This is a genomic window from Micrococcus luteus NCTC 2665 (assembly GCF_000023205.1).
GTDB classification, from domain to species: Bacteria; Actinomycetota; Actinomycetes; order Actinomycetales; family Micrococcaceae; genus Micrococcus; species Micrococcus luteus.
The window spans coordinates 1,288,442-1,301,203 of record NC_012803.1; the positions used below are offsets into that span (position 1 = coordinate 1,288,442).

The following is a 12,762-nucleotide window of genomic DNA, read 5'->3' on the forward strand; positions in this document are numbered from 1 at the left end:
CGTGACCCCATCCGCCCCGCGGCGCGCCGGCGACGAGGCCGCCGAGCGCATCATCTCGCTGCTGTGGCTGCTGCTCTCGGCCCCGCACGGCCTCGAGCGTGACCGGATCCGACGGCAGGTCGTCGGCTATGAGGGGCTTACGGACACCGCCTTCGAGAAGCTCTTCCAGCGGGACCGACGCGTGCTGCGCGCCGTGGGGGTCCCGCTGGAGACGCTCGAGCCCGCGGGTTTCGACGAGGGCGAGGCGGGGGTGCGGCACCGCGTCGTCCGCGACGCGCTGCTGCTGCGCGACCTCGACCTGACCGTGGACGAGCGCCGCGCCCTCGTGCGGGCGCGACGCCTGTGGGGCGACTCGCCGCTGCGCGCCGACGTCGTCCGCGCCGTGGGACTGCTGTTCCAGCCGGCCACCGACCTCACGGGCGACGACGAGCTGGCCGGGTACCACACCCTCATGCCCCGGGCCGACCCCCGGCTCGAGGCCCTCACCCAGGCCGTGGCCGACGAGGCCGTGCTGCGCTTCCCCTACCGCGACGCGCGCGGGCGGACCACCCGGCGCACCGTGCGGGCTTGGTTCCTCACCCTCGTGCGCGGCCGCTGGTACCTCACCGGCTGGGACCTCGACCGCGCCGCCGAGCGAAGCTTCCGGCTCACCCGGATGGAGGGGGAGCCGCGCCGCCTCGAGCGGGCGACGGACGCCCCCGGCCGTCCCGAGGACCACGACCATGCCGACCTCGTGGCACGCCTGGCCGGACAGGCCGACGCCGAGCGGGTCCGCGTGTGGCTCGCGCCCGGCCGGGGCCAGGGCGTCCGCGCGGTCGGTGAGCCCGCCGAGCCCCGCGTCGAGGACGGCGCCGCACCCGGACCCGGCTGGGAGCTCTGGGAGGCCCCGGCCGGGCCGCGCGAGGACGGCCTCGCCGCGGAGATCTGCGGCCTGCTGGGCCGCGCCGTGCCCTCGGCCGCGTACCCGGACCGGACGGACCGCGTCCGCGCGGGCCTGGCCGCCGCGGCGGCCGCCCACGCCGGCCCCGCCGACCCGGCCCTGCTCGAGGTCCCGCTCGCCGCGCCCGTCCGGCGTCGCGCCCGCGAATCGAGCGAGGACCTCGTGGGCCGCCTGCTGGACATCGTGGGGCTGGCCAACCGGGCCGGCGGGGTGGACCGGGCGGAGCTGCGCGCGCGTCTCGGGATCACCGACGAGCGCCTCGACGCCGACCTCGAGACGCTGCGCTACTGCGGCATGCCCGAGCGCGACTTCCCCGGCTTCCAGTTCGAGGTGGCGGAGGTGGCCGGCCGCGTCCACGTGGAGCGCGCCGCCGACCTGGCCGGTCCCGTGCGGCTGACGCGCCCCGAGGCGCACAGCCTCGTCGCCGCCCTGCAGACGGTCGCGGACCTGCCGGTGCTGGACGAGGCCGACCGGGAGGCCGCCCGCTCCGCCCAGCGCCGGATCCGCGCCGCGGTCCTGGACGCGGGGGCCCCGGACGCGGACGACGCGGACGACGCCGCCCTCCAGGAGGCCGAGGCGCACACCGCCGGCGAGCCCCCGGTCGCCGTCGCCGCCCACTGGGACGTGGCCGTGGACCCCGCGACGGTGCGCACCCTGTTGGCCGCCGTGGCGGAGCGGTCCGTGGTCCATCTGACCTATCGCTCCGTGCACGCGGATGCCCTCACCGAGCGGGACGTGGAGCCGCTCGCCCTCGTGCAGGACGGGGTTCGCCTCTACCTGCAGGCGTGGTGCCGCCGCGCCGAGGACCACCGGGTGTTCCGGGTGGACCGAATCAGCGCGCCCGCACCCACGGGGGAGACGTTCGCGCCCCGGGCTCGGCCCGCGCGCTGGCGGGTCCATCCCGGAGACGCCGCGGGCGTGCCGGCACTGCTGCGCTGGGCGCACCCCGTCCGCGACGCGGCCGACGGCTACCGCCCGGAGGCCCAGACCGACCTGCCCGACGGCGACCGTCTCACGCGGGTGCGCCTGACCGACGCCGGCGTGGCCGCCGCGCTGGTCGGACGCCACGGCGGCGCCGTCGAGGTGCTGGCCCCCGCCGACCTCCGGACGTCTGTGGCGGACGCGCTGGCCGGTGCCCTCACCGCCCTGCCGGCGCGGTAGCCTGTATGTCAGCACACCCGTCGAAAGGAACCTTCATCATGGCTGGACTCCAGGGCTGGCAGCTCGTCATCATCATCCTGCTCGCGATCCTGCTCTTCGCGGCGCCGAAGCTGCCCGCAATGGCCCGCAATCTCGGCCAGTCGATGCGCATTTTCTCCTCCGAGGTGAAGCAGATGCGCACGGAGGGCAAAGACGCGAAGGATGAGCGCTCGGGCACCGGCTCCACCGCCGCGGACGAGCCGGTCGAGGGCCGCGTCGTCGATCGCGACGAGACCGACCCGCGCGACCAGCGCTGAGCCGGAAGGACCCCCACCCGATGACCGAGGTCGACGAGGTCGCCCGCCGCACCCGACGCCGCCGGAAGCGCCGAGACAACCCCACCGGCGAGATGCCGCTGCGCGAGCACCTCACCGAGATGCGCAACCGGCTGCTGAAGTCGGGACTCGCCGTCGCGCTCGGCATGGTGGTCGGCTTCCTCGTCTACCAGCCGGTCATGGCGGAGCTGTTCCGCCCGGTCAAGGAGATCGCCAACCAGGGACACACGGCGGCCGTCGCCTATGACACGGTGGCCTCACCGTTCGATCTCATGCTCAAGGTCAGCATGTTCATCGGGCTCATCCTGTCCAGCCCGGTCTGGCTCTACCAGATCTGGGCGTTCATCGTGCCGGGTCTGAAGAAGGCAGAGAAGAAGTACGCCCTGGGCTTCATCGCCGCGGCGGTGCCCCTGTTCCTCTTCGGCATCGCGCTGGGTTGGTTCGTGATGCCGCAGGCCGTCCAGTTCTTCGTGGGCTTCACCCCCGAGGGCGGCGCGAACCTCCCGACGGCGTCCGTGTACATCAGCTTCGTCACGCGTCTCTACCTCGCGTTCGGTGTGGCCATGGTCTTGCCCGTGCTGCTGGTGGGTCTGAACATGCTCGGCGTCCTGCCGGGGCGGACGATCGTGAAGCACTGGCGGATCACCGTGTTCATCGTCATGCTTGTCGCGGCGATCGCCGCCCCCGGGTCGGACGCCATCTCCATGTTCTACATGGCTGTGCCGCTCGTCATCCTCTTCGGCGTGGCCATCATCCTGTGTCTGTGGGGCGACCGTCGTCGTGACCGCCGGAAGGGCCAGCGCGAGACAGACATCGAGGCGGAGCTCGCCGCGGGCCCGAAGCCGCTCGACGAGATCTGAACGGCGTCCGCCGCGACCCTCCCGCCCAGACACACGACCGGGCCGGCGTCCGGACCCGCCAGTAGGGTGGGGCCATGGCCCACGATCCCGCGTCCGCGACCCCGCACGACGAGCCCGAGCTGAGCCCGGCGGAGCGCTACGCCCGCGCCCGAGCTGCCCGGCAGCATGCCGGCTCCGAGCTCGGACGGTTCGCCGCACGCCAGGGCTTCCCCCTCGACGACTTCCAGCGCCGCGCGTGCGCCGAGGTGGAGGACGGCCACGGCGTCCTCGTCGCGGCACCCACCGGGGCCGGCAAGACGGTGGTCGGCGAGTTCGCCGTTCACTTGGCCCTGGCGCGCGGGACGAAGGCGTTCTACACCACCCCCATCAAGGCGCTCAGCAATCAGAAGCACGCGGACCTGGCCCACGTGCACGGTGCGGAGAACGTCGGCCTGCTCACGGGGGACACCTCCGTCAACCCGGACGCGCCCGTCGTCGTGATGACCACCGAAGTGCTGCGCAACATGCTGTACGCGCAGTCGGACGCGCTCATCGACCTCGGCTTCGTGGTCATGGACGAGGTCCACTACCTTGCGGACCGGTTCCGGGGCCCGGTGTGGGAGGAGGTCATCATCCACCTGCCCGAGCACGTGCAGGTGATCTCGCTGTCCGCCACGGTGTCCAACGCCGAGGAGTTCGGCGCCTGGCTGGACACGGTCCGGGGCGCCACCACCGTGATCGTCTCCGAGCACCGCCCGGTGCCGCTGTGGCAGCACGTCATGGCCGGTGGTCGGCTCTACGACCTGTTCGCCGAGGACATCGCCTTCGAGGACACCGCGGACAAGGACGGGGCGGCCCTGCTCAATCCCGAGCTCAAGCGCCTGGGCGAGGAGGCGGAGCGCCAGTTCCAGCGCTCGGACTGGGGGCGCCCCGGACGGCATCGCGACGGGCGCGGAGGCGGCCCGAAGGGGCGGGCCAAGGGCGGCCGGCGTGCAGGTCGCGACGACGGCCGGGGCCGGCACAGTTCTCACGCGCTGGACCGGGAGCGGCCGGCCGCGGGACGCTCGGGCGGGCACGACGGCGGCGAGCGGCGCGGACCCCGATTGTCCACCTCCCGCCCCGAGATGATCCGGGCCCTGGACCGCGACGGGCTGCTGCCGTGCATCACCTTCATCTTCTCGCGCGCCGGGTGCGACGCCGCCGTCGAGCAGTGCCTGCGGGCCGGGCTCGACCTGACCACGGCGCGGGAGAAGGCGCTCGTGGCCGAGCGAGTCGAGGAGGCCGCCCGCCTGTTGCCCGTCGAAGATCTGGAGATCCTCGGGTTCTGGGCGTGGCGGGACGGGCTGTCGCGGGGTTTCGCGGCCCACCACGCCGGCATGCTGCCCCCGTTCAAGGAGGCCGTCGAGGACCTGTTCGCCGCTGGTGCGCTCAAGGCCGTGTTCGCCACGGAGACCCTCGCCCTCGGCATCAACATGCCGGCCCGCTCCGTGGTGATCGAGAAGCTGGTCAAGTTCAACGGTGAGAACCACGTGGACATCACGCCGGGGGAGTACACCCAGCTGACGGGCCGGGCAGGACGCCGCGGCATCGACGTCGAGGGCCACGCCGTCGTGATGTGGCGGCCTGGACTGGACCCGGCCGCCGTCGCCGGCCTGGCCTCGCGTCGCACGTACCCGCTGCGCTCGTCGTTCCGGCCCACCTACAACATGTCCGCGAACCTGCTGGCCCAGGTCGGCGCGGAGCGCGCCCGCGGCATTCTCGAGTCCTCCTTCGCCCAGTTCCAAGCGGACCGCTCTGTGGTGGGCCTGGCCCGCGAGGTCCGGTCGAAGCAGGCCAGCCTCGAGAAGTACGAGGAGGCTATGCAGTGCCACCTCGGTGACTTCGCCGAGTACCTCACCCTGCGCAAGGAACTCACGGCCGCGGAGAAGTCCGGCTCGCAAGGGCGCCGCCGCGCCCGCCTGGCCGCTGTGAAGGAGTCGCTCGCGGACCTCGCGGTCGGAGACGTCGTCGAGCTCGACGCCGGCCGCCCGCTCGGGCGGGCCGTCGTCGTGTTCCCCGCCGGGAACCCGCAGAACCCCCGCGTCGGCGTCGTCACGGACAAGGCGCAGCTGCGCCGCATCACGGTGGACGACGTCGCCGAGCCGATCGAGCCGGTGGCGGGCGCGGCCCTGCCCCAGGTGCTGCAGGTGAAGACGCCCACGCAGCGCAAGGACGTGGCCGCGCTCATGCGCGAGGCCGTGCGCACGGGCCGCCCGCCCGCCGGGGGGCGGCGCACGGCGGGCTTCCGGCTCCGGGAGGACCCGGCTGCGCCACGCGTGGAGGAGTTGCGCCAGGCGCTGCGCCGCCACCCGTGCCACGGCTGCCAGGACCGCGAGGAGCATGCCCGCTGGGGCGACCGCTGGTGGGCCATGCGCCGGGAGGTCGCCATCCTGCGGGAGCGGATCGCGGGCCGCACCAACACCATCGCCCGCACGTTCGACCGCGTGGTCGGACTCCTGCGCGCCTACTGCTACGTCCAGGAGGACGCGTCCTCGCCGCGGGCGGCGCTCACGGAGCGCGGCGAGGCCCTGCGCAGGATCTACGGCGAGCGGGACCTGTTCACCTCGCTGGTGCTGCAGGATCCGGCCACGGACGGCCTGACGCCGGAGGAGTGGGCGGCCGTCGCCGCCCTGCTCGTGTACCAGGGCAAGGGGGAGACTGAGCCCGGGCTCGTCCCGATGCCGACCCCGCGGCTCGCGCGCGTCGCCGAGGCGGCTGAGCGCATCGAGGAGCGACTGCGCACGGACGAGGCCCAGGCGCGGCTCGAGCCCACGCCGCCGACGGACCCCGGGCTGGTGGCGCCCATGCATCGGTGGGTGCGCGGGGCGACTCTGCGCCGCACCCTCGAGGGTGCGGACCTCGCCGCGGGCGACTTCGTCCGCTGGGCGCGCCAGGTCATCGACGTGCTGGACCAGCTGGCCAACGTCCCCGGGGACGCCGGCCGCAGCCGCGCCTGCCGCCAGGCCGCGGACCTCGTCTCCCGTGGCGTCGTGGCGACCTCGCTGCCGGCGGCCGCGACCCCGCGCGCGGACGAGGACTGACGAGGGCTAGGGTGGGCGGGTGAGCGCACACCTGTTGACCCACGGCATCATCCATTCGACGACGGACCCGTACGCGCAGGCCCTGCTGGTCCGGGACGGGGTGATCGCCTGGCTCGGTGCAGACGACTCCGCGGACCGCGTGGCCGACCCTGCGGACGAGCGGCTGGACCTCGACGGCGCCGTCGTCGTTCCGGTGTTCGTCGAGCCGCTGGCCCGCCCCGCAGCCGCGCGTGACGCATTGAGCCGGGGCACCGCCGTCGTGACGGTCCTGGCCGGGTCGGACGACACGGGCGCCGCGCCCGCCGACGAGGACGTCCAGACGGTCGTCTACCGGCACGCCGACCGCGTGGACGCCGAGGCGGCCGGGGTGTGGCTGCCCGTCGGGGCCGACACCGACCCCGCCACGCTCGCCGGTCTCCTGACGGCCTCGACCCAGGCGGGGGAGCAGGCCTACCTCGTCCCCGACGGCGGTGCGGACGCCGGGCCCGCCGCCCAGGACGCGGCCCTGACCGCCCTGCGCTCGGTCGCGGAGGAACTCGGCATCGCCGCCCTGGGCCGCGTGCGCCATCGGCTCGTGGTCACCCACTCGGTCACCGCCGTGGACCGCGCCTTCCTGGCCGCCGCCGGGGTCAGCGCCACCGTCGTCCCCGACGCGGACGGCGTGCTGCACGCCCCGGTGGCGAGCCTGCTGGCCGACGCCGTCTCCGTGTGCCTGGGCGCCGGCCCGGCCGGGGACCCGTGGGCCGCCGTCCGGTCGGCGCTGTCCCACCCCGACCCGGACGAGCGCATCTCCGCCCGCTCCGCCTTCGCCGCCGCGACCCGCACCCCGCTGCGCGCGCTGCCCGACGCTCCGGCGGCACGCCTGTCCGTCGCCCCGCGCCTGAGCGTGTCGGCCCCGGCCGTGTTCGGCGTCTGGGACGCGGACGCGGTGGCTGTGCAGTCGCCGGACGGCCGGGTGGCGGCGTGGAGCACGGACACCCGGGCCGGCACGCCGCTGCTGCCGGCCCTCGATGCCGAGACCACCCTGCCCCGCTGGCGGGCCACCTGGGTGGACGGCCGGATCGCCGCGGAGGACGTGGCGCGCGACGCCGCGACGCCGGTCTGAGACCTCTGCTTCCTATACTCGAACGGATGCGATGGCCCGTCCGACCGGCGGGCCGCCCCCACGACCCCGGCCGGAAGGCGAGAACCGCACATGCGCGTGCTGACCATCATCCCCACGTACAACGAGATCGAGTCGCTGCCGCTGACCCTCGGCCGACTCCGTGACGCCGTCCCGGAGTCCGACGTTCTCGTGGTGGACGACGCCTCCCCGGACGGCACCGGCGACTGGGCCGACACCCGCGCCGCCGAGGACCCCTCGGTGCACGTGCTGCATCGCACCACCAAGGACGGCCTGGGCGGCGCCTACATCGCCGGGTTCCGCTGGGGCCTGGAGCGCGGCTACGACGTCCTGGTCGAGATGGACGCGGACGGCTCGCACCAGCCGGAGCAGCTGCCGCGCCTGCTGGAGGCCGTCCGCACCGCGGACCTGGTGATCGGCTCGCGCCGTGTGCCGGGCGGCAAGATGGTGAACTGGCCGACCTCCCGCAAGATGATCTCGTGGGCCGGATCCCTGTACCCGCGGATCATGCTCGGCCTCAACCTGACGGACATCACGGCGGGCTACCGCGCCTACCGGGCCGACACGCTCCGTGCGATCGATCTCGACGCGATCGAGTCCAAGGGCTACGGGTTCCAGGTGGACATGACCTTCCGCACGGCCCGCCTCGGCAAGCGGATCGTCGAGGTCCCGATCACGTTCGTGGAGCGTGAGCTCGGCGAGTCCAAGATGAGCGGCGGCATCGTCGGCGAGGCCGTGGTCAACGTGACCCGGTGGGGCCTGGCCGCGCGCTGGGAGGGCCTGCGCGCCCGCCTCGGCCTCTGAGGCGCACAGCCCCCGAACGACGACGGGGCCGGATCCATGGCGGATCCGGCCCCGTCGTATGTGGGGGAGCGGCGGGTCAGGCGTCGACGTCCTCGCCGCGGCTGGCGCGCAGCTTGTTGAGCTGGATCTTGTACGTCTCCTCCAGCTCCTCGAGGCTGCGGCGCTCGCGCAGCATGTCCCAGTGGGTGCGCACGGGCTTGCCCTCGGTCTCAGCCGGCTTCTCGCCGCTGACGAGGAACGCCTCCTTGCCGGTCTTCGAGGTCCAGGTGGCCGGCACGTCCGCCTCCACGGAGAAGGTCACGAACACCTGCTCGCCGTCCTCCGTTCGGTACTCCACCCGCTGCCGGGCGGCGGGCTCGACGCCGGCCTCGGACTCCAGGGACTGCGCGCCCAGGCGCATGCCCCGCAGGCTGCGATCGCTCACGTTTCCTCCTCGTCAGGCCGCGCCGAGGCCCGCGCGGGGGCGCGGGCCGATCGAGGCGCGGCGGGTCGTCCTCACTGATGGAACCATTCAGTGTCCCACAGCATTCCCGTCGGCCTCGCCGGCCGGGCGGGTGCCGGGCGTGCGGCCGGCCGACGGGTCGGGATCGATCTCCTGCGGGGTGGCCAGGGCCTCGTCGAGCGAGGTCTGCGGCATGTCCTCCGCCGTCACCGCGCCGGCGGTCATCGCATCCATGACGCCGCTGGCGCGCAGGGCATCGGCGGTGGTGGGACGGGACCCACGCGGCCGACGCGCGCGCTCCGGGGTGACGCCGGCGTGCTCGGCGCCCGGCTCACCCGCGCGGTCCCCGGAGTCCCGACGCCGGGGTGCGTGCTCCGGGGTGGGGCGGCCGCCGTCGCCGGGGGCGAACGCCTCACCGAGGCCCTGCAGGGCGCGGGTGAGCTCGGCGGGGACCACGAACATGGTGGTGGCCTGGCCGTCGGCGATCTTGGGCAGGGACTGCAGGTACTGGTAGGCCAGCACTTCGGAGTCGGCGCCGCCGGAGTGGATGGCGTCGAAGACCACCTCGATCGCCTCGGCCTCGGCGTTGGCGCGCAGCACGCGGGCCTGCGCCTCGCCCTCGGCGGAGAGGATCTGGGACTGGCGCTCGCCCTCGGCCGTGAGGATGGCGGCCTGCTTCGTGCCCTCGGCGGTGAGGATGGCGGCGCGGCGGTCGCGCTCGGCGCGCATCTGCTTCTCCATCGAGTCCTGGATGGACATGGGCGGGTCGATGGCCTTGAGCTCCACCCGCGAGACCCGCAGGCCCCAGCGCGTGGTGGCGTCGTCCAGCACGCCGCGCAGCTGGGAGTTGATGGAGTCGCGTGAGGTCAGGGCCTCCTCGAGGTTCATGCCGCCCACGACGTTGCGCAGGGTGGTGGTGGTGAGCTGCTCCACAGCGTGGATGTAGTTGGCGATCTCATAGGTCGCCGCCTTGGCGTCCGTGACCTGGAAGTAGACGACCGTGTCGATGGACACGACGAGGTTGTCCTCGGTGATCACCGGCTGGGGAGGGAAGGAGACGACCTGCTCGCGCATGTCCACCATCGGCAGCATGCGGTCCACGAACGGGATGATCAGGGTCAGCCCGGCGCCGGCCGTGCGGTTGTACTTGCCGAGGCGTTCGATGTTGGCCGTCCGCGCCTGCGGGATGATCTTGACCGAGGAGGCCACGATCACCGCCGCGAGGACGGCGAGGACGACGAGGACGATGAGGGTTTCCATCGGGGTCCCTTCTTCTGGGGTCGGTGCGGTCGGTGCGGTTGGAACGAGGACGTGGGGCGGCTCAGGCGCCGTCCGCCTCCCAGTCGATGCGGGGGAGCGGGCGGACCACCAGGGTGGCCCCGTCGATGCGCAGGACGGTCACCTCGTCGCCGGGGGCGACCTCGGGCGCCCCGGGCTCGACGCGGGCGGACCAGGTGTCGCCGTCGACGGCGAGCGTGCCGGCGTCGCCGGTGATCACGCCCTGGGCCGCGACGCGGCGCCCCGGGAGCGTGTCCAGGTACGAGGCGCCGGCGCCGGTGTCCTTGCGCAGGTGGCGCAGCGCGACGGGGCGCACGGCGGCGAGCATCAGCAGGGCGACGGCGGCGAACGCCGCGAGCTGGAGCGCCGGCGGGCCGCCCACGAGCGCGACCACCCCCGCCGCGCCGGCCCCGGCGGCGATCATCAGGAAGACGAGGTCGAGGGTCAGCAGCTCGACGCCGGCCAGGCCGGCGGCCAGCACCAGCCACAGCCAACCCGCGTTCGCCTCGATCCACTCCATGCGTGCGCTCCCCTCCGTGTCGGGTGCGCGGACGGGTCTGCCGCGCGTCGACGTGTGATCCCCATCCTGCCCTACGCAGTGGCGCCGGACACAGCGTGTCCCCAGGCGGTCCTGGAAGGAGGGGGCTACCGCCCAGTAATGTGAGCTGCATGACATCTTCACCCGTCGCGGTCTCGCCCCTGCTCCAGCCGATCACTCTGGGCCCCCTCACGCTGCCCAACCGGGTGGTCATGGCCTCGATGCACATGGGACTGGAGGATCGACACGACGACCTGCCGCAGCTGGCGGCGTTCTACGCGGAGCGGGCACGCGGCGGCGTCGGACTCATCGTCACCGGCGGCCTGGGCGTCGTCCGCGAGGGCGCGGTGACGCTGGGCGGGGGGATGCTCACCAGCGCGGAGGACGCGCGCGCCCATCGCGTCGTCACGGACGCCGTCCACGCAGCCGGGGGCAGGATCCTCGCCCAGCTGCTGCACGCCGGACGCTACGCCCCGAGCCCCGACCTGGTCTCGGCCTCCGCGGTGCGAGCCCCGATCTCGCGCCACACGCCCCGGGAGATGACGACCGCGGACATCGAGCGGACCGTGAGCGCGTTCGCACGCGCGGCCACGTTGGCCCTGGAGGCCGGATACGACGGCGTGGAGATCATGGCCTCGGAGGGCTACCTCCTCAACCAGTTCCTCGCCCCGGCGACGAATCGACGCGCGGACGAGTACGGGGGTGACGCCGAGCGCCGGCGCCGGTTCCCGGTCGCGGTGGTCGCAGCGGTGCGCGAGGCACTGGGGGAGCGCGGTGTGCTCTCGGTGCGCACCTCCGCGGCGGACCTCGTCCCCGACGGGCAGACGCGCGCGGAGATCGCGGACACCGCCCGAGCCTTCGAGGCCGCCGGAGCGGACGTCCTGATGACCGGCATCGGGTGGCACGAGTCGCGTGTGCCGACCATCGTGACCTCCGTGCCGCGCGCCGCGTTCCTCGCCGCGTCGGCTGACCTGACCGCCGCCGTCGACATCCCCGTGATCGCCTCCAACCGGCTGACCACCCCCGCCGAGGCGGAGGCGGCGCTGACGTCCGGGGCCGCCGCTCTCGTCGGGCTGGCCCGGCCCCTGCTGGCGGACCCCGAGTGGATGGCCGCGATCAGCGACCCGCGCGCTCGGACCCTGACCCCGTGCATCGCCTGCAACCAGGCGTGCCTCGACCACGTGTTCACCGGGGCCAAGGTCTCGTGCCTGATGAACCCCCGCGCAGGGCGGGAGACGGAGCCGGAGTACGCCGCGCCCGTCCCGGTGGCCCTGGGCCGCCGGCGCCGGATCGCCGTGGTCGGTGCCGGGCCGGCGGGCCTGACGGCGGCGGAGCGTGCGGCCCGGTTCGGGCACGAGGTCACCCTGTTCGACCGGCACGCCGAGCCCGGCGGCCAGTTCCGGCTTGCCCGGCGCATCCCCGGCAAGGAGGAGTTCGGTCCCGCGCTGGAGCACCTGGCGGCCCGCGCGGCGGCATCCGGGGTGACGCTCGTGACCGGGGAGGAGGTCTCTGCACAGGCACTCCTGACGGACGATGGGCGGCCGGGCTACGACGAGGTGCTCCTCACCACCGGCGTGCGGCCGCGGCCCGTCGATCTGCCCGGGGCGGGGGAGCCGGGCGCGCCCGCCGTCCATGCGTACGACGACGTGGTCCTGGGACACGTCGACGTCGGCCCGCGCGTCGCGGTGATCGGCGCCGGCGGCGTGGGCGTGGATGTCGCCGAGGCCCTGGCGGCCGGCACGGAACGGCCGGACGGGACACCCGAGACACAGGAGCACTGGCGGGCCCGCTGGGGCGTGGCCCTGACCTCGGAGACGCCGGGCCAGCTGGCGAAGCCAGCCGCGGCCCGCCCCGGGCGAGAGGTCCACCTGCTCCAGCGCAGCCCCGGACCGATCGGCGCCCGACTGCGCCCCACGACCGGCTGGGTGCACCGCGCCGAGCTGCGGCAGCACGGGGTCCACCTGCACTCCGGTGTGACCTACGAGGGCGTCGGCCCCGACGGCCTGCGCGTGACCGCGCCGTCCCCGGAGGACCCCGAGGCCCGCGTGGCGCTGACCCTGGACGTGACGGACGTCGTCGTGTGCGCCGGGCAGGTGTCCGAGACGGATCTCGTCGAGGACCTCGTGGCCGCGGGCTACGCGCCGGAGGCGGTGCGCCTGATCGGCGGCGCGGCCGAAGCCCGCGAGCTCGACGCCTACCGGGCCATGGACCACGCCGTGCGGGCCGTGCAGGGCTGAGCCGCG

10 protein-coding genes are annotated in these 12,762 nt (G+C 74.4%); 7 read left to right on the forward strand and 3 right to left on the reverse strand.

Annotated elements, in window-relative coordinates:
- Position 1: 1 nt before the first annotated feature.
- The 6 genes from MLUT_RS17490 (at position 2) to MLUT_RS17515 (ending at position 8,261) form a co-directional block, all read left to right on the forward strand.
- Positions 2 to 2,101 carry a WYL domain-containing protein gene (locus tag MLUT_RS17490; protein ID WP_012750882.1) on the forward strand — a complete coding sequence of 700 codons (2,100 nt, stop codon included), beginning with the start codon at positions 2 to 4 and terminating at the stop codon, positions 2,099 to 2,101.
- A 38-nt stretch (positions 2,102 to 2,139) separates the two neighbouring features.
- Complete coding sequence (locus MLUT_RS17495) at positions 2,140 to 2,397, forward strand: twin-arginine translocase TatA/TatE family subunit (RefSeq protein WP_010078656.1); 258 nt, start codon at positions 2,140 to 2,142, stop codon at positions 2,395 to 2,397.
- 20 nt (positions 2,398 to 2,417) lie between these two features.
- Positions 2,418 to 3,275 carry a twin-arginine translocase subunit TatC gene (tatC, locus tag MLUT_RS17500; protein WP_010078655.1) on the forward strand — a complete coding sequence of 286 codons (858 nt, stop codon included), beginning with the start codon at positions 2,418 to 2,420 and terminating at the stop codon, positions 3,273 to 3,275.
- 74 nt (positions 3,276 to 3,349) lie between these two features.
- Complete coding sequence (locus MLUT_RS17505) at positions 3,350 to 6,334, forward strand: DEAD/DEAH box helicase (protein ID WP_010078654.1); 2,985 nt, start codon at positions 3,350 to 3,352, stop codon at positions 6,332 to 6,334.
- A 19-nt stretch (positions 6,335 to 6,353) separates the two neighbouring features.
- The gene (locus MLUT_RS17510; RefSeq protein ID WP_010078653.1) at positions 6,354 to 7,439 is read left to right on the forward strand and encodes a hypothetical protein; all 1,086 of its coding nucleotides are present in this window, start codon (positions 6,354 to 6,356) and stop codon (positions 7,437 to 7,439) included.
- Positions 7,440 to 7,529: 90 nt separating this feature from the next.
- Complete coding sequence (locus MLUT_RS17515) at positions 7,530 to 8,261, forward strand: polyprenol monophosphomannose synthase (RefSeq protein ID WP_010078652.1); 732 nt, start codon at positions 7,530 to 7,532, stop codon at positions 8,259 to 8,261.
- 76 nt (positions 8,262 to 8,337) lie between these two features.
- On the opposite strand, the gene MLUT_RS17520 is transcribed toward MLUT_RS17515, so the two are convergent.
- The 3 genes from MLUT_RS17520 to MLUT_RS17530 all read right to left on the reverse strand — a co-directional run bounded on the left by MLUT_RS17520 (position 8,338) and on the right by MLUT_RS17530 (position 10,501).
- Positions 8,338 to 8,685 (reverse strand): RNA polymerase-binding protein RbpA, encoded by a 348-nt coding sequence (locus MLUT_RS17520; protein WP_012750883.1) that lies wholly within the window; start codon positions 8,683 to 8,685, stop codon positions 8,338 to 8,340.
- Positions 8,686 to 8,772: 87 nt separating this feature from the next.
- Positions 8,773 to 9,963, reverse strand: coding sequence for an SPFH domain-containing protein (locus MLUT_RS17525; RefSeq protein ID WP_010078650.1), 1,191 nt, complete (start codon positions 9,961 to 9,963; stop codon positions 8,773 to 8,775).
- Positions 9,964 to 10,024: 61 nt separating this feature from the next.
- Complete coding sequence (locus MLUT_RS17530) at positions 10,025 to 10,501, reverse strand: NfeD family protein (RefSeq protein ID WP_010078649.1); 477 nt, start codon at positions 10,499 to 10,501, stop codon at positions 10,025 to 10,027.
- A 149-nt stretch (positions 10,502 to 10,650) separates the two neighbouring features.
- On the opposite strand from MLUT_RS17530, the gene MLUT_RS17535 reads away from it, so the two are divergent.
- Complete coding sequence (locus tag MLUT_RS17535; protein WP_029248204.1) at positions 10,651 to 12,756, forward strand: NADPH-dependent 2,4-dienoyl-CoA reductase; 2,106 nt, start codon at positions 10,651 to 10,653, stop codon at positions 12,754 to 12,756.
- Positions 12,757 to 12,762: the final 6 nt, after the last annotated feature.

What these genes read in the sequence shown, in the direction of transcription:
- tatC (WP_010078655.1), top strand. Translation starts at nt 2,418, where the DNA reads ATGACCGAGGTCGACGAGGTCGCCCGCCGCACCCGACGCCGCCGGAAG.
- MLUT_RS17535 (WP_029248204.1), top strand. Translation starts at nt 10,651, where the DNA reads ATGACATCTTCACCCGTCGCGGTCTCGCCCCTGCTCCAGCCGATCACT.
- MLUT_RS17495 (WP_010078656.1), top strand. Translation starts at nt 2,140, where the DNA reads ATGGCTGGACTCCAGGGCTGGCAGCTCGTCATCATCATCCTGCTCGCG.
- MLUT_RS17505 (WP_010078654.1), top strand. Translation starts at nt 3,350, where the DNA reads ATGGCCCACGATCCCGCGTCCGCGACCCCGCACGACGAGCCCGAGCTG.
- MLUT_RS17530 (WP_010078649.1), bottom strand. Translation starts at nt 10,501, where the DNA reads ATGGAGTGGATCGAGGCGAACGCGGGTTGGCTGTGGCTGGTGCTGGCC.
- MLUT_RS17515 (WP_010078652.1), top strand. Translation starts at nt 7,530, where the DNA reads ATGCGCGTGCTGACCATCATCCCCACGTACAACGAGATCGAGTCGCTG.
- MLUT_RS17525 (WP_010078650.1), bottom strand. Translation starts at nt 9,963, where the DNA reads ATGGAAACCCTCATCGTCCTCGTCGTCCTCGCCGTCCTCGCGGCGGTG.